Origin of the sequence: Corynebacterium guangdongense, assembly GCF_030408915.1 — a bacterium.
GTDB lineage: Bacteria > Actinomycetota > Actinomycetes > Mycobacteriales > Mycobacteriaceae > Corynebacterium > Corynebacterium guangdongense.
Window position 1 is genome coordinate 2,682,208 of sequence record NZ_CP047654.1, and the last position, 21,050, is coordinate 2,703,257.

The 21,050-nt window shown below is 69.4% G+C and carries 19 protein-coding genes; 8 read left to right on the plus strand and 11 right to left on the minus strand.

Going from position 1 to position 21,050, the window contains the following annotated elements; genetic code table 11:
• Positions 1–38: 38 nt before the first annotated feature.
• The 4 genes from CGUA_RS12590 to CGUA_RS12605 all read right to left on the minus strand — a co-directional run bounded on the left by CGUA_RS12590 (position 39) and on the right by CGUA_RS12605 (position 4,737).
• Complete coding sequence (locus CGUA_RS12590) at positions 39–830, minus strand: glycerophosphodiester phosphodiesterase (protein WP_290196218.1); 792 nt, start codon at positions 828–830, stop codon at positions 39–41.
• A gap of 263 nt (positions 831–1,093) precedes the next feature.
• Positions 1,094–2,017 carry a DUF5926 family protein gene (locus tag CGUA_RS12595; RefSeq protein WP_290196220.1) on the minus strand — a complete coding sequence of 308 codons (924 nt, stop codon included), beginning with the start codon at positions 2,015–2,017 and terminating at the stop codon, positions 1,094–1,096.
• 21 nt (positions 2,018–2,038) lie between these two features.
• Positions 2,039–2,833, minus strand: coding sequence for a glycerophosphodiester phosphodiesterase family protein (locus CGUA_RS12600; RefSeq protein WP_290196222.1), 795 nt, complete (start codon positions 2,831–2,833; stop codon positions 2,039–2,041).
• Complete coding sequence (locus tag CGUA_RS12605) at positions 2,830–4,737, minus strand: pyruvate kinase (protein ID WP_290196224.1); 1,908 nt, start codon at positions 4,735–4,737, stop codon at positions 2,830–2,832. The genes CGUA_RS12600 and CGUA_RS12605 overlap by 4 nt, the downstream gene beginning before the upstream one ends.
• Positions 4,738–4,914: 177 nt before the next feature.
• Here CGUA_RS12605 and CGUA_RS12610 point away from each other — a divergent pair, with 177 nt between their 5' ends.
• Entirely contained in the window at positions 4,915–6,762 is a 1,848-nt protein-coding gene (locus tag CGUA_RS12610) for an alpha/beta-hydrolase family protein (RefSeq protein WP_290196226.1), read from the plus strand.
• Here CGUA_RS12610 and CGUA_RS12615 read toward each other — a convergent pair.
• Positions 6,759–8,537: an alkaline phosphatase D family protein gene (locus tag CGUA_RS12615; protein ID WP_290196227.1), complete on the minus strand. Its 1,779-nt coding sequence runs from the start codon at positions 8,535–8,537 to the stop codon at positions 6,759–6,761. The two genes, CGUA_RS12610 and CGUA_RS12615, sit on opposite strands and share 4 nt — an antisense overlap.
• A 52-nt stretch (positions 8,538–8,589) precedes the next feature.
• Here CGUA_RS12615 and CGUA_RS12620 point away from each other — a divergent pair, with 52 nt between their 5' ends.
• Both CGUA_RS12620 and CGUA_RS12625 read left to right on the plus strand, forming a co-directional pair.
• Positions 8,590–9,270 (plus strand): HAD family hydrolase, encoded by a 681-nt coding sequence (locus tag CGUA_RS12620; protein ID WP_290196228.1) that lies wholly within the window; start codon positions 8,590–8,592, stop codon positions 9,268–9,270.
• 54 nt (positions 9,271–9,324) lie between these two features.
• Positions 9,325–10,362, plus strand: coding sequence for a Gfo/Idh/MocA family protein (locus CGUA_RS12625; protein ID WP_290196229.1), 1,038 nt, complete (start codon positions 9,325–9,327; stop codon positions 10,360–10,362).
• Positions 10,363–10,371: 9 nt separating this feature from the next.
• Here the strand turns inward: CGUA_RS12625 and msrA are convergent, their stop codons facing one another.
• Complete coding sequence (gene msrA / locus CGUA_RS12630) at positions 10,372–11,049, minus strand: peptide-methionine (S)-S-oxide reductase MsrA (protein ID WP_290196231.1); 678 nt, start codon at positions 11,047–11,049, stop codon at positions 10,372–10,374.
• A gap of 218 nt (positions 11,050–11,267) precedes the next feature.
• Between msrA and CGUA_RS12635 the strand changes: the two genes are divergently transcribed.
• The 3 genes from CGUA_RS12635 (at position 11,268) to CGUA_RS12645 (ending at position 14,950) form a co-directional block, all read left to right on the plus strand.
• Positions 11,268–11,867, plus strand: a complete 600-nt coding sequence (locus tag CGUA_RS12635) for a superoxide dismutase (RefSeq protein WP_290196233.1) — start codon at positions 11,268–11,270, stop codon at positions 11,865–11,867.
• A gap of 120 nt (positions 11,868–11,987) precedes the next feature.
• The gene (locus tag CGUA_RS12640) at positions 11,988–13,196 is read left to right on the plus strand and encodes an MFS transporter (RefSeq protein WP_374725079.1); all 1,209 of its coding nucleotides are present in this window, start codon (positions 11,988–11,990) and stop codon (positions 13,194–13,196) included.
• A gap of 44 nt (positions 13,197–13,240) precedes the next feature.
• Positions 13,241–14,950, plus strand: coding sequence for a cupredoxin domain-containing protein (locus tag CGUA_RS12645; protein ID WP_290196238.1), 1,710 nt, complete (start codon positions 13,241–13,243; stop codon positions 14,948–14,950).
• A 38-nt stretch (positions 14,951–14,988) separates the two neighbouring features.
• Here CGUA_RS12645 and CGUA_RS12650 read toward each other — a convergent pair whose 3' ends face one another.
• Positions 14,989–16,554: a TM0106 family RecB-like putative nuclease gene (locus CGUA_RS12650; protein WP_290196240.1), complete on the minus strand. Its 1,566-nt coding sequence runs from the start codon at positions 16,552–16,554 to the stop codon at positions 14,989–14,991.
• 118 nt (positions 16,555–16,672) lie between these two features.
• Between CGUA_RS12650 and CGUA_RS12655 the strand changes: the two genes are divergently transcribed.
• Complete coding sequence (locus CGUA_RS12655) at positions 16,673–17,308, plus strand: DUF6474 family protein (RefSeq protein ID WP_290196242.1); 636 nt, start codon at positions 16,673–16,675, stop codon at positions 17,306–17,308.
• A gap of 57 nt (positions 17,309–17,365) precedes the next feature.
• Here CGUA_RS12655 and CGUA_RS12660 read toward each other — a convergent pair whose 3' ends face one another.
• Together CGUA_RS12660 and CGUA_RS12665 are read right to left on the minus strand one after the other, a co-directional pair.
• Positions 17,366–18,004, minus strand: coding sequence for a LuxR C-terminal-related transcriptional regulator (locus tag CGUA_RS12660; RefSeq protein ID WP_290196244.1), 639 nt, complete (start codon positions 18,002–18,004; stop codon positions 17,366–17,368).
• Between the two features lie 148 nt (positions 18,005–18,152).
• Entirely contained in the window at positions 18,153–19,397 is a 1,245-nt protein-coding gene (locus CGUA_RS12665; RefSeq protein ID WP_290196246.1) for a sensor histidine kinase, read from the minus strand.
• On the opposite strand from CGUA_RS12665, the gene CGUA_RS12670 reads away from it, so the two are divergent.
• Positions 19,396–20,013, plus strand: coding sequence for a DUF2020 domain-containing protein (locus CGUA_RS12670; RefSeq protein ID WP_290196248.1), 618 nt, complete (start codon positions 19,396–19,398; stop codon positions 20,011–20,013). The two genes, CGUA_RS12665 and CGUA_RS12670, sit on opposite strands and share 2 nt — an antisense overlap.
• Here the strand turns inward: CGUA_RS12670 and CGUA_RS12675 are convergent.
• Positions 20,010–20,162 (minus strand): hypothetical protein, encoded by a 153-nt coding sequence (locus CGUA_RS12675; protein WP_290196250.1) that lies wholly within the window; start codon positions 20,160–20,162, stop codon positions 20,010–20,012. The two genes, CGUA_RS12670 and CGUA_RS12675, sit on opposite strands and share 4 nt — an antisense overlap.
• A gap of 6 nt (positions 20,163–20,168) precedes the next feature.
• Entirely contained in the window at positions 20,169–20,984 is an 816-nt protein-coding gene (locus tag CGUA_RS12680; protein ID WP_290196252.1) for a class E sortase, read from the minus strand.
• Positions 20,985–21,050 lie beyond the last annotated feature (66 nt).

A 21,050-nucleotide genomic window follows, 5' to 3' on the forward strand; every position in this document is an offset into this window, starting at 1 on the left:
CCGCGCGGGGGTCATCCGACGTTAACCAAAGATGCTACCTAGAGTTTGCCTGGTTCACCTGCATTTTCCTTCGCCAGGACGGGAGCTTCCGGAAAGAAGAGCTCCAGTGCGACGTCAGGGCGGTCGGTCGCCAGCACGTCGACGCCGAGGCTCTCGGCGAACTTCATGCCCGCCCTGTCGTTGACGGTCCACAGATAAGTCGGCAGGCCGCGGGCATCGACCAGACGGGGACTGCGCCTGGCCGCCTCGATCGACAGGCCGAGACCCCTCGGCCGCGAGAACAGCAGGTCACCGGGGTTGTGATCCAGCTCCCGGTCCCGGCGCAGGTACCAGCGGTCCAGCCGGGGGGCGAGTCTGGCGATCCGGCGCATCGCGGAATGCGAGAAAGAGATCACGTGTATGCGCGGATCCTCCTGCAGCGCGTGCCGCGTCAGGCACCGCACCACCTCCTCCTCCAGGCGCTGATTCCGCAGGGCCGGGGACTTGATCTCGAGGTAGAGGTGCCTGTCACCCGCGGCGAGGACCATCTCGAGAAGTTCCTCGAGGGTCATCATGCGCTGCGGGAGCGACGTGGTGCCGACGTTGAGGCTGCGCAACTGAGCTGCGGTCAGGTCGGCCAGTCGGCCGGTGCCGTCCGAGGTGCGGTCGACCGTCGCGTCGTGCTGCACCATGACGACCCCGTCCCGCGAGAAACGGACGTCGCATTCCACACCGTGGATGGGCATGGCCAGCGCGTTCTCGAAGGCCGCCGCGGTATTCTCGGCGAAACCGGGGGCGTTTCCGCGGTGCGCGACGATCTTCGGGGCGATCTCCGGGCTGAAGGTGTCCACTGTTCTCCCATGCTTCCCACGCTGTGTCCCGAACACGCCGTGTCCGGAACACACCGCGTCCGGCGGTACTCACCGTCGAACCCTAGGAGGGCAAAGGGAGGGCCTGTTGTCCGTGGGCTTAAGAACGGCCGACAATCCGGTGAATTCCCGGTTCCGGCCCGGCCGGCGCCCGCCACCCGGGACGATCACGCACATGTGTGCGCGATCCGGCCCCGGAAACGGGCGCGGCGCCCGCACAGCTGTGCGGGCGCCGCTCACCGACGCTAGCGGATCGTCACCTGGCGGGACTTGATGTTCTCGAGCTGCTTGCGCTCCTCTGCGCTGAGCGGCGCATCGTTGGCCAGCTCCGCAGCGATGAGCTTGTCGACGCGCTCGAGTTCACGGATGTAGTCCTCCGCCTCGGAGTCGGCGGGCAGATCCCACACCGGGACGACGAGGCCGTGGGTGCGGAAGACGCCGGCGAACTTGGTGTCGTCGGCCAGCTGCAGCTCACCGCGGGCCGCGATGCGGGCCAGCGCGTTGAGCAGCGCGTTCTCGTCCTCGTCGACGCGGACCCAGCGCAGGTAGGCCTTGCCGCCGCCCGGGTTCGCCCACCAGGCGGACCCGGCGACGTCGGCCTCGACCCGGCGGGTGGGGGCGACGGTCTGGTTGGCCTGGTTGATGGCGTGCTGGACCTCGAAGGGGACGTCCGAACCCTCCGGGGTCCACCAGGAGAAGTCGTCGTGGACCTGGATGTCGATGGTGGTCTCGGCGTCGATGAGGTCGGTCAGCGTCGGCTGGTCGCCGTCGGCGACGGTGGACTCGAGGGAGTCGCCGCCGGTGGCGTCCTTGACCCAGTTCAGGGCGTAGGCCAGGTCGCGGCCCGGGTTGTGGGAGTGTTTGCGCACCTGGAGGGCGACGAAGCGTGTGCCGCCGAATTCGGCGTCGCGGACCAGGGCCGCACCGGCGCCCGGGAGCACCGTGGCGATCTCCACCTCGCGGTCGGAATCCTTGAGCTTCACGGTCGCGGTCGCGGACGGGATGAACTCCTGGAGGGCGACGAGATCGGCCTCGGCGGCGAGCCCCGCGTAGGGGCGGGGATCCTTCTCCAGGGCGGCTCGCTCGGCGGCGCGGGCGGCGAGCTTGGCCTGACGGCGGCTCATGCCCTCGGGGAGCTGTTCCTTCTCTTTACGGTTCTTCTTGGCCATGCGCCCCAATCTACAGGGCGCTCACCGGCGTGGTCTGTGGACCCGCCCGCCGGGCGCCGCGCTTTCCGAACCCGGATCCGGCGACCCCGGTTCGTCCTCGTGGCCGTCGAGAATCCAGGCCGCGTGCTCCGGGACGTCGGTGGCCAGGATGTCGACCCCCTGGCCGAGGGCGAAGAGGATGTCGCGGGTGGTGTTCGGCGTCCACATGTAGGTCGGCAAATCGTGCGCGCCGACGAGATCCGGTCGCCAGCGCGCCGAGGGAAGGGACAGCCCGAGGCCGGTGGGTTCGGACATCAGGATGTCGGCCGGGTTGAAGCGGCGCTCCCACACGCGGCGCAGGTAGATGCGGTCGATCTGGGGCGCCATCTCGTACATGCGGCGCATCGAGCGGTGGGAAAAGGAAATGACGTGGATGCGCGGGTCGTCGACGAGCCCCGCGTAGCGCAGGTGACGCACCACCTGTTCCTCGGTGATGCGCGCGAAGCGGGTGGGGTGCTTGATCTCGATGTAGAGGTGCTTGTCGGGGTGATCCTGATGCATCTCGACGATCTCCTCGAGCATCAGCATCTGCTGGGGCAGCTCCGCCGTGCCGATGTTGAGCCTGCGCAGATCAGCGGAGTCCATCGCCGAGACCCGCCCGGCGCGCCCGGTGGTGCGGGTGACCGTGGCGTCGTGCTGGATCATCAGCCGCTGGTCCGCGGACAGGCGCACATCGAATTCGATGCCGTGGATCGGGAGGTTCAGGGCGTTGAGGAACCCGGCCCGCGTGTGTTCGCGGAACCCGGGCGCGTTGCCACGGTGGGCAACGATCTTCACAACGCGTTCTCCCAGCTTTCGATGCGGCGCAGCTGGATGCGGTTCTTGCGCTGGGAGGCGCCGAGCTTCGCGGACATGTCGTTGAGGATGCGGATGGTGTCGGTGATGTGCGGACCCTTGTTGAGCATGACGCACTCCGCGCGCAGGGCGTAGGCGGCGTCGGTGATCTCCGCGCGGGTGGGCAGACCGGACTTCGCCAGGGACTCGAGGATCTGGGTGGCCATGATCGTCGGGACGTGGCCGGCCTCGGCCATGTTCATGATGAAGCGCGGCACCTCGGCCATGCGCTGGAAGCCGAGTTCGACGGCCAGGTCCCCGCGGGCGACCATGACCCCGAGGTTGGCGTGGCGCATGCCGGCCAGCAGCACCGTGGCCAGGTTCTCGTAGCCGGGGACTGTCTCGATCTTGAGCACGACGCCCAGGTTGCGGGCGCGCTCGCCGGCTTCCGGGCCCGACTCCTCCCCGATCTCCCGGGCGATCGTCTCCAGCGTTTCCAGGAGGAACTCGACGTCGCCGGCGTCGCGGATGAAGGAGACGTTGGCGATATCCGCGTGGCGGGCGACGAAGCCGAGGGCCTCGACGTCCTCCTCGGTCAGCGACGGCAGCGGCAGCTCCGTGTCCGGCAGGTTGATGCCCTTGTAGGCGGCCAGGTTCGTGCCGCCGGGGGCGGCGCGGGTGATGTGCAGGGTGACCTGGGTGTGGCCGTCGACCTCCTGCGTGTCGATCGCCCTGGCCGCGATGGAGCCGTCGTCGAAAAGTACGCTGTGGCCCTCCTCGATGGCGAGGACGGCCTCCGGCAGGGTGCAGCCGATGGTGGGGGTGCCCGGCCGGGAGGGATCCGCCGGGGAGGGGTCGGTGGTGAGGACGAGGGTGTCACCGGTGTGCAGGCGCAGGCGCTGCTCGGAGGGTTCGATGCCGGAGACGCGGGTGCGGGTCCACTCGTGCTCGATGAGCGTGGTGTTGGAGACGTAGGCGTTCTGCTCGCCGAGGGCGCGCACCGCGCGAACGCCGGAGCCGTCGCCGAACACGTCCTCGTTGATCGTCTCCACGGTGAACTCGCGGCGCGGACCGCGGGTGTCATGGAAGCTCAGGACGCCGCCCGGGGCCAGCCCCCCGAGCCAGTCCGGGTCGACCTTGACGGTCAGGGTCGGCCGTCCCTCGGCGGGGGGTGGCGCCGGGAGCTCACCCTCGAGGGTGTTCGGCAGCAACCAGATCTTGGCCGGGTGAATCACCTCGCCGATCTCGGTGCGTTTGACGCGGGCGCGGGCGATCTCCGGGCCCGGCGCGATCGCACCGGTGCGCAGCTTCGGGCCGGCCAGGTCCATGGCGATTCTGATGGTGACGTCGGACTCGGCGGCGGCGCGGTGCACGTTATCTATCATGCAGCCCCAGGCCTCCGGGCCGTCGTGGGCGCAGTTGATGCGGGCCAGATCCATGCCGGCGTCGACGAAGCCGCGGACCAGATCGAGGTCGTGGGCGGCCTCGGTGGGCAGCGTGACCATGATGCGCGAGTGGGTGTCCTCGGTGGTCTCGCCGAGGAGGCGGTCGGCGTGCGTCTCCAGGATGTCGTCCGCGCGGGTGAAGGCGCCGGAGACCTCGTCGTTCCCGTACTTCAGCTCCTGGCCGAGGTACGTCGACAGCACGTTACGGGCCCCCTGGAGGCGGGCCAGGACGTTGGGCTCGGTGGTGGTCAAGCGGGTGGCGCCGACGTCGGAAAGCCGCATCTGGAGGCGGCGGATGTCGCGGTTGCGCAGCGCCGTGTAGTGAACCAGGTTCCGGGCGCCCGCGCGGTGCGTCTCCTCCACCCTGTCGATCGCCTCCCGGTGCTCGTTTTCCGCCTCACGGATCTCCTCGATCAGGCGGTCGAGCTCGCCGAGCGTCTCCTGAAGTTTCTGGGTGTCCATGTCTGCCCTCCGGCCTTGTCGTGCGATCGCCCGCCATGACGGAAATGGTGGTGCGGGTGAGCTGAGGCGTCACCAACTCTCCTCCCGCCATTGTGCCCCTGCGTCGCCGGTTCGGCATCCCGGAACCTGACACCCGCTGGTGTGCGCCCGCGCAGCGCTTCGGCCATAATCGGGCCCATGCCAGTTACCCCCAGAGCCCGGCTCCGACGGATCAGTCGGCGCGCGGCCGTCAGTTCGCTGAAGCTGGCTCTCGGGGCGGTGGAGGTCTACTCCGAGCTGTTGCCGGGCGTCCGGATGGGCGCCCGTCGTCGGCGGCGGCTGCCGGACAACATGGGCGCCGGCATCCTCGGCGCGGAGGCGGCCACCTGGTGGGCCATCTCCCCCTCGCTGCTGCCGCGGCCCTGGTGGGTCACCGCGCTCAACGTCGCGATCTGCCAGGGCGTCGGGCACGGCGCGGCCACGGCCACCCGGTTCACCCTCAGCCGCACCTTCGACCTCATCGGGTGGCGTCCCCGCCGCCGCATCACGGAGCGCACCCACGACGTTCTCCACTGGGTCATGGCCGGCATCACCGGCGTCGTCACCCTGACCAGCCTCTGGCGCCAGGACACGCAGGCCGCGCTTGTCGACGCCCCGATCACCCGGGGTCGCCAGCACGCCATCACCGGAGTACTGGCCGGCTCCCTCGGTTACGGAAGCATTCTGCTCGTCGGGGAGGTCGCGGAACTCTCCGTCAACCGGACGGCGCGCGCGCTCAACCGCTGGTTCCCGCCGGTGATCAGCTGGCCGGTCGGCGCCGCCCTCGTCGCCGGGGTAACCGTAGTCGCCTCCGACAGGCTGCTGGTCCGGCGGACGCTCAACTCCGTGGGCCGGTCCGCCCAGGAACGCAACCTCTCGATTTTCCCGGGTTCGCGGATGCCCTGGGAGCCGGAGCGTTCCGGCTCCCCCGCCTCCTTCGAGCGCTGGCGCTCGCTGGGCTCCCAGGGGCGGGCGCTGGTCTCCTCGGGACCCCGCAGGCGCGACATCGTGGCGGTCACCGGGCTTCACGACGCCGACGCCACCGAACCCATCCGCATCTTTGTCGGCATGATCCGTTACCGCAGCTACGAGCAGCAGGCGCAGCAGGTGCTCCGCGAGATGGACCGCACCGGCGCTTTCCACCGGCCGGTCATCACGATGATGGCGGCCGCGGGCACCGGTTGGCTGACGGACTGGTCCGTCGGCGCGGTGGAGTTCCTCACCGGCGGCAACTGCGCCACCGTCGCGATGCAGTACTCCTACCTGCCCTCGGCGGTCGCCTTCATCACCGACCACGAAACCCCGGTGGAGTCCTCCACGATCCTCATCCGGGCCATCCTCGACCGTCTCGACCAGATGGATCCCGCCACCCGGCCGAAGTTCTACGTCTCCGGTGAATCCCTCGGCGCCTACGGCATCGCCGATTCCTTCGAGGACGCCGAGGATCTGTTGCGTCGCGTCGACGGCGCGCTGTTCACCGGCACGCCCCGCTTCACGCGGCTGCACCGCGCCATCACCGACTCCCGGGACGCCGGCTCCCCGGAGCGGGTGCCGGTCATCGACGGTGGCCGCCACATCCGTTTCGCCGCGGTGCCGGAGCACATCAACACCACCTTCGCCGGCGAGAGGTTCGCCAACGAGTGGCAGTTCCCGCGCGTCGTCTTCGCCCAGCACGCCTCGGACCCCATCACCTTCTGGGACTGGAACCTCTTCCTCCGGCAGCCGGACTGGCTGCGCGAACCCGGTTCCCGCGGCGTGCCCGCACCGGAGGCGCAACGGCTTGACGTGTTCGCCGGGATGCGCTGGGTCCCCTTCATCACGGGCTGGCAGGTCGGCCTGGACCAGGTCAGTTCGCTCAATTTCCCGGGCGGCCACGCCCATCAGTACCACGGTGAGGTTTCCTGGTACTGGGAGAAGATTCTCGGCGACAACACCGTCGTCACCGTCGACGAAGCCATGGCCGCACGCATCGAGGCCTGGATCCGGGCCAACCTCATCAAGCGTTAGACGAGGGTGATCGCCCGGCCGTCGTAGGTGGCGGCGGGCCCTGCGTGCAGGCCGGAGCCGCGGGTGTAGATGTCGTCCACGCGCAGCCATCGCATGGTGACGCCTGCGTGCGTCACGCTCAGGATGGCGAAGCCGTGCGCGTCCAGGTCGACGTGGGCGACGTGCGGGTTGTGCGTCCGGATGTGGCTCTCGGCGGTGGCGGCGACGAGGCTGTCCTCGGGCAGCGCGAGGATGTCGTCGATGTTGCGCGCCGTGATGGAGGTGGTGACCAGCTCCGCGGCCACCACCTCCCGGTCGTGGACGATGTGGTTGGCCCACTCGGAGTGGATGTCGCCGGTGAGGAACACGGTGCGCCCCTCCGGGTGGTGCCGGGACAGGTCGGCGAGCAGGCGGGCGCGGTCCGCCGGGTAGCCGTCCCACTGGTCCGGGTTCGCCGCCGCGGCCTTCTCCCCCTCCGCGGTGGAGGCCTCGGCGGCCCCGGTCATCGTCGCCAGCGGTCCGCGGACGGAGGCCTCGAGAGAGACCATGTTCAGCGGCGCCATCATCACCGAGGTGCCGATGAGGTTCCAGCGGGTGTCGGCCGTCGACAGGCGGGCGCTGAGCCAGTCGAACTGCTCGGAGCCCATCATCGTCGGAGGCAGCCCGCCGACCCGCGGGAGCGTCGGCCGGGAACGGTAGCTGCGCAGGTCCAGCATGTGCAGCTCGGCGAGGGTGCCGAAACGTAGGCTGCGGTAGATCCGGCCGCCCCGGGAGGGGGCCGCGCCCCGGACCGGCAGCCACTCGAGGTAGGCCTGCATCGCGGCGTCGCGACGCGTCGGCCACTCGCCGGCGAGCGGGGTGTGCCCGGCCGCCCCGTGCTCCCAGGCGTCGTTGGCGATCTCGTGGTCGTCCCAGGTCACCACCCAGGGGGCGGCGGCATGGGCGGCCTGCAGCTCGGTGTCGCGGCGGTAGTTGCCGTAGCGGGCGCGATAGTCCGCCAGGGAGGTGATCTCCCAGGTCGGCACGTGGGGGCGCGAGATTCCGTGGCGGCCGGGGTAGGCGCCGGAGGCGTACTCGTAGAGGTAATCGCCCAGGTGGACCACGGCATCCACCTCACCGCGGGCGGCGGCCGCGGCGATGCCGGTGTAGGCCCCGAAGTAACCGGCCTCGAAGTTCGCGCAGGAGGCCACCGCCAACCGAATCTCCCCCGGATCAGCGTCCTCCGCCGGGGCGGTCCGGGTGCGGCCCACCGGTGAGCTCGCCCCCGCCAGCTCCCCCTCCAGGACCCCGAAACGGAAGTAGTAGACGGTGCCCGGCGCAAGACCGTGGGGGTCGACGTGGACGGTGTGGTCGGTGGCGGCTGTGACCAGTACGTTCCCGGATCGGACGATGTCGCGCATCGCCGGATCCGTGGCGACCTCCCAGCGCAGCGTGACGTCCGCGCCGAGCCCGGAACCCGGCACCGCCTCCGGCGAGGGCGTCACCCGCGACCACAGGATGACGCTGGTCGGCAGCGGATCCCCGGAGGCCACCCCGTGCATGAAGGCGGAGTGCTCCACGTCCGCGTAGGGTTCCAGCCGCCCGCCGACCCCGGCGGTGCGGGCGTCGCCGACCGACTGGACGCTGCTCGCATGGACCCGATCCAGCGAGGACGGGGCCAGTGACAGCGTGCCCACCGCGAAGGCGGATCGCAGCAGTCCACGTCGGCCGACAAGCCACGGTCTGCGCTGCTGCTCCACGCTCGGTATTGTCCCCTCGCCCACCGGTCCCGGCCAGCCGGACGGGGGAGATTTCACGTCCCCTTAACCGTGCTTAACCTGCCGGTCATGTGGCACTAGACTTCCCGCCATGAACGTGAGCGATGACGTCAGCACCGTCCTCTTCGACCTGGACGGCACCCTCGTCGACCACGAGGCCGCCGCCCGGGCCGGCGCCGTCACGCTCGCCCGGCACCGCGGGCTGGCCGAGCCCGAGGAGCAGTGGCGGCGTTGGCACACCATTGAACGGCAGTGGTTCACCCGCTTCGAGCTCGGCGCGATCACCCACACCCAGCAGCGGGTGGCCCGCTGCCGGGAGTTCCTCGGCGAACCCGGGCTGTCCGACGCCGAGGCCCTGGGCGTCTACGAGACCTATCTCGCCGCCTACCGCGCCGCCTGGCGGGCCTACGACGACGCCCACGACGCTCTGACCAGGGCCAGCGACAGCGGTCGCGCGGTCGGTGTCTTCACCAACGGCGTCCGCGAGATGCAGCAGGCCAAACTCGAGTGCACCGGACTCGACGACGAGCGCATCACTCTCCTGCCCACGGTGGAGCTCGGCGCCGCGAAACCCGCACCCGAGTCCTACCGCCTCGCGGCGGAGGCGATGGGCGTCGGCAAGCCTCCGCAGGTGCTGATGATCGGCGACTCCTGGGCCAACGACGTCGCCGGCCCGCTGGCGGTCGGCTGGCGGGCGACCTATCTCACCCGCGCCGGGCTGCCACGGGAGGGGGCGCCCAACGTCACCACGCTGGCCGACGTCCGGTTCTAGGGTCGTGACCCGAATTCCTCGGAAACTTCCCCCTGTGGACGTATGATCATCTCTATGACTTCCGTCACCGCCCCCATGCGCGTCGGCATCGCCGGTTACTCCACGGCCAGCTGGCTGCACGCCGAACCTATCCGCAAGGCCGGAGGCGTCGTCGCGGCCGTCGTCACCCGCAACCCCGAACGCCGCGCCCAGGCCCGGGCCGAGAACCCGGGCGTCCACGTGCTCGACAGCCTGGACGAGCTGCTGGCGCACCCCGGACTCGACGCCGTCGTTTTGGGCACCCCCTCCGGGCTCCACCACGAGCATGCACTCCAGGTGATTTCCGCGGGACTGCCGGTCGTCGTCGAAAAGCCCCTCGGCGTCAACCTCGCCGAGACGCAGGAGGTGGTCGAGGCCGCCCGCGCCGCCGGGGTCCCACTGACGGTCTACCTGCAGCGACGCTGGGACCGATCCCATCAGGTCGCCCGCGCGCTGGTCTCCTCGGGTCGGCTGGGCGAGGTCTACCGATTCGAGTTCCGCTGGGAACGCTGGATCCCCGAACCCCGACACCGCTGGCGTGAGGAGACCCCGAGCTCGCAGGGCGGCGGAAAGCTCCTCGACCTCGGCCCGCACATGGTGGACCTGGCCGTGCAGCTCTTCGGGCCCGTCAAAGCGGTCTACGCCGAGGTGCAGGCCCGCAAACAGGTCGGCGACGACGAGGCGCACGTGGCCCTGCACCACGCCGACAGCAGGGTCACCCACCTGGACGTCGGCACCCTGGTCGCCGCCCCCGGCCCGCGCATGCGGCTGATCGGAAGCGCGGGCACCTGGGTGTACGACGACTTCGTGGACATGAACCGGGAGGGTCCGCTGCACCCCGACCTGGCCGACGCGCCGGACTCCTGCGGCTGGCTCTACGGCGGACCCGAGCGGGTGGCCGTCCCCGCCATCGAGGAGGACTGGAGCGAGTTCTACCGCCGGTTCTTCCTCGCCCTGCGCGGGCCGGCGCCGAGCGCCCACATGCCGGTGCCCCCGCAGGACGTCGTCCACATCGCCGAGGTGCTCGACGCCGCACTGCTCAGCGGGAGCACCGGTCAGGTCGTGCGGCTCTAGGCCCTGTGCCTACGCCTTCGCGGGGATGGTGCAGGCCACTCCCGTGGAGTGGTGCGGACAATAACCGTCGGGGACCTTCTGAAGGTACTGCTGGTGGTAGTCCTCGGCCAGGTAGTAGCGGCCGGAGGGAGTCTCCGCGAGGGTCTTGACCTCGGTGGTCACCTCACCGAAGCCCCGGCCGGCCAGCTCCTTCGCGTAGGCGTCGACGATCTCCCGGACCCGCCGCTTGTCCGCCTCGGCGTCCGGCCCGGTCGTGAAAATGGCGGAGCGGTACTGGGTTCCCACGTCGTTGCCCTGGCGGTTGACCTGGGTGGGGTCGTGGTTCTCGAGGGCGACCTTCACCAGCTCATCCAGCGAGACCTTCGCCGGGTCGTAGACGACCTCCACCACCTCGGTGTGGTTGGTGCGCCCGGTGCAGACCTCCCGGTAGGTCGGGTTCGGGGTCACGCCGCCGGCGTAGCCGACAGAGGTGGACTCCACGCCCGCCATCTGCCAGTAGATCTTTTCCACGCCCCAGAAACAGCCGATGCCCACGATGAGGGACTTCTGCCCTTCCTTCCAGGGGCCGGTGATCGGCGTGCCGAGGACGGTATGCGGCCGCGGGTTCTCCAGGACGGGGTGCTTCCCGCCCGGCAGGGTCTGATCCTCGGGAAGTAGTTCGGGGGTCTGCTGGAACATCCAGTACATGGGGTGGGCTCCTTCCGACGGCAGTGTCTTTCCCTGTCAACGCCTCGGCCCCCGGAACAATTCCCCGCGTCCGAGCTGGAAGTTATCAATAGGGAACCTCTCATAACACCAGCGGAACAATAACGTTGCCAGCCCGATGATTTTGCCTATAGTGGGGATCAGCGCACGGGCCGGAAGGCCGGTGCCCGAGGTTTTAACAATCGAAAGGACTTACCCCGATGACTTACACCCTGCCTGAGCTGGATTACGCCTACGACGCCCTCGAGCCGCACATCTCCGCCGAGATCATGGAGCTGCACCACTCCAAGCACCACGCCGGCTACGTCGCTGGCGCCAACGCCGCACTGGAGGGCCTCGAGGCCCAGCGCAACGGCGAGGCCAACCCGGACGCCATCCGCGCGCTGTCCCAGAACCTGGCCTTCAACCTGGGTGGCCACACCAACCACTCCATCTTCTGGAAGAACCTGTCCCCGAACGGCGGCGGCGAGCCGACCGGCGAGCTGGCCGAGGCCATCACCCAGGACTTCGGCTCCTTCGAGAAGTTCAAGGCGCACTTCTCCGCCACCGCCAACGGCATCCAGGGCTCCGGCTGGGCTGTCCTGGGCTACGACCACATCGCCGGCAAGCTGATCATCCAGCAGCTGCGCGACCAGCAGGGCAACATCTCCGTTGACTTCACTCCGCTGCTGATGCTGGACATGTGGGAGCATGCCTTCTACCTGCAGTACAAGAACGTCAAGGGCGACTACGTCAACGCCGTCTGGAACGTCTTCAACTGGGACGACGTCGCAGAGCGCTACGCCGCAGCCAAGAAGTAGGGCACTTTCCGCCCCACGACGCCCGATCGCACCCCAGGGTGCCCGGGCGTCGTTTCGCTTTCCGCAGCCCGCCACGGGCCACCCCCGGCGGGATTGCCGTGACACCCGTCACCGGCCATGATGGTGCGCATGGCGGAAAACGGACTGCGGCGCGGGAACCGGGACTACCGGCGCGCCACCCTGGCCATGCTCGCCGTGGGCCTGGCGGTGTTCAACACCCTCTACGCCACCCAGTCGATGTTGCCCATCCTCGTGACGGACCTGGACATCTCGCCCACCACCGCAGCGCTGACGGTCTCGGCGGCCACCGGCGCGCTGGCCGTCTGTGTCGTCCCCGCCTCGATACTCTCCGAACGTTTCGGCCGCGGCCCCATCCTGCTGACCAGCGCGCTGGCCGCGGCCGCGGTCGGCCTCCTGCTTCCGCTGGCGGCGGACGCGACCACGCTGATTCTCCTGCGTGCCCTGCAGGGAGCGCTGGTGGCGGGCACTCCGGCGGTGGCCATGACCTGGCTCAGCGAGGAGATCGACCCCCTCGACCTCGGCCGCGCCATGGGCCTCTACATCGCCGGTAACACCGTCGGCGGGCTGACCGGCCGGCTCATCCCCGCCGGCCTGCTGGAGTTCACGCACTGGCGCTGGGCCCTCCTCGTCTCTTCCCTGGTGGCCCTGAGCTTCGCGATCATCACCGCGGTCCTCCTGCCCCGGCAGAAGCGGTTCACCCCGCAGCCCATCCATCCGAGCTACGTCCTGCGGTCGATGGTGTCCCACTGGCGGGACTGGCGCCTGGCCGGAATCTTCCTCATCGCATTCATCGGCATGGGCGTGTTCGTCTCCGTCTACAACTTCATCGGCTTCCGGATGATCGACCATTTCGGCCTCTCCCCGGGTCTGGTCGGCGCCGTGTTCATCATGTACCTCTCCGGCACCTGGTCCTCGGCCCGCGCCGGCGCCCTCTCGGACCGGATCGGCCGGGGTACGGTGCTCATCGGCGGCGCCGCCCTCATGTGGGCGGGACTCACCCTGATGATCTCCGCCTGGCTCTGGCTGACCCTGTTCGGCCTCTTCGTCTTCACCGCCGCCTTCTTCGCCATGCACTCCACGGCCTCCAGCTGGATCGGCGCCATCGCCACACACGGCCGGGCCGAGGCCTCCAGCATGTACCTGTTCTGCTACTACGCCGGCTCCTCCCTTCTCGGGGGTGCCGCGGGCTGGGCCTTCAGCGCACTGCCGTGGTTCGGCTTCATCGGCGTGGTCGCCCTCGTGCTCGTGCTCGTCATCATCGTGGCCGCCGCCCTGGCACGGCGTGACGCACGACCCACCACGGCCTAATTGCCCCGGATTAATCCTTTTTAAATGTAGTACCCTCGGGAATCATGAACGATGCCACGACCGGGACCGGCGCCAGGGGCGGTGCCGGGAAACTGCCCACCCGGGAGTGGGGTGCCGCCTCCTGGCACCGCAAGGCCGCCCGCCCGGTGACGGTGTGGATGATGGTCTTCGTCCTCGCGGGCCTCACCCACGTCGCCATCCCCGAGTACCGGTGGGTGCTCATCCACATCTTCACCCTGGGCATCCTCACCAACTCGATCGTCCTGTGGTCGCAGTCGCTGACCGAGAAGTTCCTCCAGCAGAAGCAGCCCCCGGAGACCCGGCCAGCGCAGCTGAGGCGCACCCGCCTCCTCAACGCCGGCGTCGTCGTCACCATCGTCGGCGAGATTCTCGTCCGGTGGTGGGACCGGCACTGGATCCTCACCCAGGTCGGCGCCGCCCTCGTGGCACTCGCGCTGACCTGGCATGGGGTGGTGCTCGCCCGGCAGTGGCTGCGCAGTGACAAGGGCAAGCGCTTCCGTCCCGCAGTCCTCGGCTACGTCGGGGCCTCCTTCGCCCTGCCCCTCGGCGCGATCTTCGGCGGACTGCTGGCGATGGGGCTGCCGGGCACCTGGCACAACCGGGTGCTCATGGCGCACACGATCATCAACCTCGGCGGCTTCCTCGGCCTGGCGGCCGCCGCGTCCCTGACCGTGCTCTTTCCCTCGATCTGGCGGGTCAACGGGCTTCGGGACCGCTCTCTCCCGACCCTCATCCTGCTGACGGTCGGCCTGGTGGCGGCGAGTGCCGGCGCGTTGCTGGACTCCGGCTGGCTCACCGGCGTCGGCCTGCTGACCTACGCCGCGGGCTGGGTGATTTCCCTGCAGGCCTGGCTGGGCAACGTGCTCTCGGCGCTCCGGGATCCCCGCGACCGCCTCAACTACCCTTCCCTGTCCGTCCTGGCCGCGGTGCTGTGGCTGGTAGGCACGGTCATCCACTACGCGGTCCAGGTCATGCTCGCGGGCGAGCAGATCCACCTTCTCCGCCTGCCGACGATGCCGCTGCTCCTGGGTTTCGCCGCCCAGCTGCTCATCGGCGTGATGAGCCACCTGCTGCCCACGACGATGGGTGGCGGACCCGCCGCAAAACGCGCCGGGCTCAGGGAACTGAAGCGGGGCGGAATCTTTCGCGTCGTCCTCTACAACCTGGGCTTCATCCTCTGGCAGACCTCGACGCATTCCTGGCTCAAGGTCCTGCTCAGCTTCCTCGTCTTCGGCGTGCTGGTGGCCTTCATTCCGCTCATGCTGCGCTCGGTCAAGGCGCAGAAGGCGGTGCTGTTGGGCGAGAGGGACTCCCCGCGCGAGGACGACCCCGCACCGCGCTGGGGCCAGGCCACCGCCGCCCTGGCCGTCCTCGCCTTCGTCGTCGCCCTGTTCGGCGGTCTCCAGGGACCGGCCACCGGCCCCGACGCGGCCGGGCCGACCTCAGCGACCGGCGCAGAAAACGTCACCGTCCTGGAGCTGACTTCCCCGGGCGTGTTCTTCGAGCCGGATCTCATCGAGGTCAACTCCGGAGATCACGTCGTTCTCACCTACACCAACACCGACGACATGGCCCACGACCTCCGTTTCGCCAACGGCGTCGACTCCGGTCGCCTCGAACCGGGCCAGAGCGCCGAGCTGGATCTGGGCGTGCTCACCGCTGACCTGGAAGGCTGGTGCACCATCGCCGGCCACCGCGTTCAGGGCATGGTCCTCAGCGTCGTCGTGCGCTGAGTCCCCTGCGGCCGGTCGGGGTGTCGGGAAGCGCCCGGTCACACCGGTCTCAGGCCCGGGGCACCCGCCCGCAGCCAGGCGCGCACGTGCGCGGTGGCCCGGGTGTCGTCCTCGTTGTAGCGCAGCAGCTGCTCCCGCAGGGCCTGGGCACGGGCCGCATCCTCACCCAGCGCAAGACGGCGGGCATGGACGGAGTCCTCGCCGGTGAAACCGTGGTCGACCCAGGTGTAGCCGGCCTCGCCGGCGACGGTCTTGAGGCCGATGCCACCGGGGCCCATGAGCTGGCGACGCACCCACGTGAACACGTCGACCCAGTCCTCGGAACCGATGAACTGCTCGACCTCGTCGAGTGTCGGGACCGTGACGTCGTCGATGCGCATCCCGCCGAAGCGGCGCGCCGAGGCACGCAGCCAGTGGTTTTCGCCGTTGGCGGAGTAGCAGTAGGCGGCGAATGACTGCCCGGCCTGCGTGGCCGCTTCCCGACGCGCCATCAGCCACCGCCAGAAGCGGGCGAAGTTGCCCGCCTCCTCGCGGCCGCCGAGGTGCTCCCAGGTGACGAAGGGCGTGTACTCCGTGCCGTCGAATGCGCCCCAGAGGTAGGCGCCCTGGTCGAGGTAGGCCTCCATGTCGACGTCGATCTCGACGTCGGCGCGCGGGCCGGTGACCTCGTCGACCCGGGGGAGCAGCGGGATGCCGTCCCGCCACGCCCGGGCCAGGGCGGAGGGGTCACCCACGTCGGCTTCGATGAGTCCGGTGACGGTCGTGATCCCCCATTCCCGGGCCATCTTCGCCCTGTCGCCGGGCAGCACCAGGCTGATCTCGTCCATGGCGATGAGCTCCGGTTCGCAGATCGGCCAGAAGCGGCAGGTCGCGCACTCCTTGACCCGGCGCGGGGTGTCGGTCCAGCCGGCCTCCAGGGCGGTGGTCAGCGCCGGTTCGTAGGCGGAGGTGTCCTCGGCGAGAAAGGCCATGGTGCGGTCCTGCCCGATGATGCCGCCCCGGCCGGAGTTGAGCCCCAGCTCTTCGAGCGCCCGGGCCGCCAGGCCGAGACGGTAACCGTCGGCGACGTGGTGGCGATGGCGGTAATTGACCTCGAGGGCGGGCGAGAGCCCCAGGCGGTTGGTGGCGATGGCGGACATCGTGCGCCGGCGGTCCGGCTGGGCGACGCGGTGGTTGCTGACGATGACGGGCAGGTAGCTGCCCGAATCATCCGGCTCCCGCACCAGGACGTCGACGCTGACGCGCCAGGGATGGCCGGTGGCCTCATCGACGCCGCGGAAGAGGGCCCCGGTGATGAGCGTGGCCTCCGCGGCGAGCGCCTCGAGGGTGGCGAATTCGGCGTCGGCCAGCGCCTGCTCGTCGCCGGACCGGGCGGGGGCCAGATCGATGCGCAGGAAGGGTCTGGAGCGCCCGTCGCCGAAGCCGCGGCGGGTCGGGAGCTTGTCCATGACGATGGCGCGGGCGGCGAACAGCCGTTCGGTGCGGGCGACGGAGGCGTCGGTGGGGGGCACCTCAGGGTGTCGCTGGCGCTGCACGAAACGGTAGCGACAGCCGACGAGGTCGGCGGCGACCACCTCTGCTCCGGATGCGTGCTTGTCTTTCATTGTCTCTGCAGCCTAACCGACTCATGAGCTGATAGAACGGTAAGGTTGAATCCGAATACGCGCCCGCGGGCAGGTGACGGCCCGAAGGTGAACGACACGATACGAGTGAGGCAAGTCCATGGGCATTCTGAACAACATCATGAAGCGACGTACCGCGGCTCAGAAGGAAATTCGTTCCGCACAGTCTCGCGCGCGTCAGGAAGTCAAGGAAGACGCGCGCGCCAAGGCACGCCGTGAGAAGTTGCTGACCGACCTGGAGAAAACGCTCGTCAAGACGGAGCAGAAGGGCCTCAAGCGCAAGCGCAAGCACGAGCTCAAGCTGGCCAAGCAGGAGTACGAGAAGATTCAGGCCAGCAAGATGGGCCCGGCGCGCGTCGCCTCCTGGGTCGGCGCCGCCCGCGTGGCCACCCCAGTCCTGCTACCGCTCATCTATCGCGGTGTGACCATCGCCCGCGAGCAGCTGGTCAACGCGCGCGCGAACAGGGCCGGCCTGTCCGCAGACCAGCTGGCCCAGTACTCCGGCCACAGCGCCGCCCAGAAAGCCCGCCTGGACGGCATCCGGAGCGAGCTGGAGCGCTCCGGACTGCCGGCCGGTTACCGGCAGGACGCCGCGGCCCGCATCGAGGAGCTCGTCGTGGCCGCGAACAACGCCGAGTACATGTCCCCGGATCAGCGTCGTCGTGCGCTGTCCGCGCTCAACCGCGACATCGACAAGCTGGCGCAGGAGATTCAGACCCGGATTTCCCAGCGCTAGGGAACAAGCGCACGGCCGGGCAGTCACCTGCCCGGCCGTGCGCTTTTCCGGCTGTGTCTAGAGCACGCCCTGCTCGCGGGCGGCCGCGACCGCCGAGGTGCGCGAACGGACGCCGAGCTTGTCGTAGATGTGGACGAGGTGGGATTTCACCGTCGCCTCGGAGAGCATGAGCTCCTGGCCGATCTCGCGGTTCGACGAGCCGCCCGCCACCAGCTGCAGGACCTCCAGCTCACGCGGAGTCAGCGACATGCGGGGGCTGCGGACGCGGGTCATGAGACGGTCCGCCACCATCGGGGAGAGCGCCGAGTCGCCCTCGGCGGTGGAACGCACGGCCGCCAGCAGCTCCTGCGGCGGAGCGTCCTTGAGCAGGTAGCCGACCGCGCCGGCCTCGATCGCGCCGAGGATGTCGGCGTCGGTGTCGTAGTTGGTGACCACGAGGACCTTCGGCGGGTTCTCCATCGAATTCTTGATGGCGGCGGTGGCGGCGGCGCCGGTGGTCACCTTGGTGCCCTCGACGCCGGCGCCGAAGCGCAGGTCCATGAGAATGACGTCGATTCCACCGGCCTGGGCGGCCGAGATGGCCGCGTCAGCCGTTGCAACTTCACCGACGACCATGATGTCCTCGGCCTCCTCCAGCACGGCACGCAGGCCGAGGCGGACGATCTCGTGGTCGTCGGCGAGCAGCACTCGAATCATGTCTCTCCCCTGTCCTTCCATGAATTCTCAATCGGGATGTTGGCGGGCCTGTCGAGCCCGGGGCGGGGTCGGCAATTAACCCATCAATCTAATGGATGATGATAGTGGATGAGGTCCGCCACCCCGAGGCTCGCCATAAAGTTCTTCCTCAGAGATCGTCCCCGTAGACCGGCAGCGCCACGGTGACCGCGGTCGGCCCGCCCGGCTGGGATTCAATGATCAGTTCCCCGCCCTGCTCCGCGGCGCGGCTGCGCATCGCCTCCAGGCCGACGTGTCCCAGGCCGGCCGGCTGGGCTTCCACCTCCTCCGGGTCGAAGCCCCGGCCGTTGTCCACGACGTCGAGACGGACCTCGCCCGGCGCGTAAGTCACCGTCACGCGGCAGCGGGTGGCGCCGGAATGCTTCGCGACGTTGCCCACCGCCCCCTGCGCGATACGCAGCAGCGTCGCCTCCGTTTTCATCGGCAGCTGATGGCCCTCCCCGTCAACGTCCACCGAGATGTCGAGGTCACCGGCCTGCGCGAAGGGCTCGACCATCCGCTCCAGCGCCCCGGTCAGGGAGGTCTCCGCCAGCGCCGCCGGCTGGAGGGCGGCGATCATGGCGCGGGCCTCCGCCAGGCTTTCCGACGCGGTGGTGCGGGCGGTGTCCATCCGCTCGATCGCCTTGTCGGGGTTGCCGTCGCGCAGATCCGCCTCGGCGACGTGCAGGAGCATCTGGATGCTGGACAGGCCCTGCGCGACCGTGTCGTGGATTTCATGCGCCAGCCGCTGACGCTCCGCCGAGGCGCCCTGGGCGTGCTGCGAGGCGGCGAGCTCGTTGCGGGTGGCGATCAGTTCCCGCACCGCCTCCTCTCGCTCCCGATTGAGCCTGGTCAGCATCAGCACCGCGTAGTACATGGCCAGTGTCACCGCTGCCGATACCGCCGGCCCCATGGCGCCGCCGAGCGTCAGCCCGCTGGGCATCTGCATGACGATGGCGATCAGCGTCACGAACACCACCGAGACGACTCCCCGGATGTCGGGCATCGCCCGAAGCAGCACGAAATACACGGCGAAAATCAGGTAGATGCCGACCGGGGCGACGATGAGCTCCAGGATCCACACCCCCGTCAGGACAAAGACCCACACCTGACGACGGAAATCCGACCAGTGGCTGACCGACTCGAAGCCGACGAAGTAGAAGACCGCGAAAATGGTGCACAGCAGCAGATTGAGGGCGGCGGTGTTGAACTCCATGCTGAAGGAACCGCCCACCGCAACCGCCAGCAGCAGTCCCGTCATGACGTGGATGCCGTTGCGCATCGCCCCCTCGTCCAACACCCAGGGATCCGGCGCCAGATCCTCCTCACCGTTGTCCTCAGGAGTCCCCGGGTCGCTCTGTACAATCGAGTTCATGCTGCTCAGCCTACCCACCGGCACCGGGAATCCCCGACGCCCTGCGCTGTCGGGTCCGGTGCTGGCTCTGCTGCTGACGGGTGCGACGGCATGCTCCCCGGCCACCCCCACCGTCGCCACCGTCACCACCACTGCGGAAGCCCCCGCGTCCGTAGCGTCGGCAGCGTCGGGCGTCGACAAGCCCGCTCTTCCCCCGGAAACGCACCCGGAGGCTCCCGCGGGTAAGCGGAGCTGGCAGGAGTGCCCCTACCTGGACACCGCGTGGGTGGAGCAGACCAACGGGCAACGGGTCACCGCGGTCGGCCTCGACGATCGCTTCCCGACGCCCGCCTGCGTCTACTGGTCCTACCCGGAGGCGCCCCAGCTGCAGGTCCTGGTTCGCACGCTGCCCGATCAGGACACCGCCATCGCCGTGGTGGATCACTTCGCCCCGGTCGACTCCACCGAACTGGCTGAATTGCCGGGCGGCTGGACCGGCGGCCGCGGGCCCACCCCCGGCGGCGCGGTCTTCGCGGTGTTCCGGGACACCGTGGCCGTCGTCGTGCTGACGAACCAGGGGCAGTCCTTCAAGGCCGAGCAGGTGGCGAGAGAGACCATCGCCAACCTGGGCTTCTAGACGGTGACGTCGCTGTAGGGCATCTGCGCGGACACCCAGGGAAAGACGACCTCCATGAGCAGCAGGAACACGCCCGCCAGGAGGATGAGCGCGAGAATCGCCCGCACGGGCGTCGGGCCGGGGAGCAGTGACCAGAACCACTGATACATCTGGGGTTACCTCTCATCCAGGGCGGCCGGTCGTGCGCCTCCGGTCTTGGGCTGGGACTCCACGGCCATCGCGTGGACAATCAGGCGCTCCGCGTTGGAGAACTGGGGGTGGCAGGTGGTCAACGTGATCAGCTGTTCGAGGCCATCGGCCCCCGCCGCCACATCCGAGTTCGGAACCGGAGACAGGACACCGACGTCGGTGGGCAGGGTGACGTGGAGTCCCTCGACGTGGGCGTAGACCCCCTCGGTGATCTTCCGCGTCTGCTCCGGGGTGAAACAGGCGGTGGCCGCCGCGGCCCGGTCCCCGCCCGCCACGCCCGTCGGCAGGACCCGATAGGTGATCCAGGAGGTTTGCGTCTCCACGACGACCGCGTCGCAGGCCTCGAGTTCCCCCAGGTCGTTGAACGGTGCGCCCATGCCGACACGGTGTCCGGCCAGCGCGAAGTTCCCGGCCTGCCCGGGCAACTGGGTGTCGGTGTAGCGCCCCGGCCCCGCCAGCAGCGTCTGGTCGTCGGAGCCCTCCAGCAGCGCAAAACTCCAGTCGGAGCCGAAGGCGGGCACGTAGATGCGGGCGAAGGCGTCCCCGGGCTCGGGCGTGCCCGGGCCGCGCGGATTGACGTAACCGGGCCCCGCCCCGGACCAGCGCTCCTCGAGCGCCCGGTTGGTCTCGTCCTGCATCCGGCCGGAGGCGATGTTCGTCCAGAACGCCTCGTAGAACGCGAACAGCAGCAGCAGGACGCCGAGGGTGAGAAAGAGCTCACCGACAACCTGCCCCGGCCGCGGGCGCCGGCGGCGTCGGGGGTCCTGATCACTGCCGCTCATCGGGATGGAGTGTAGTCGCCCGGCTGGCCAGGTGCATTAGGCTGAAGGCTCGTCCTGCCCGTTCAT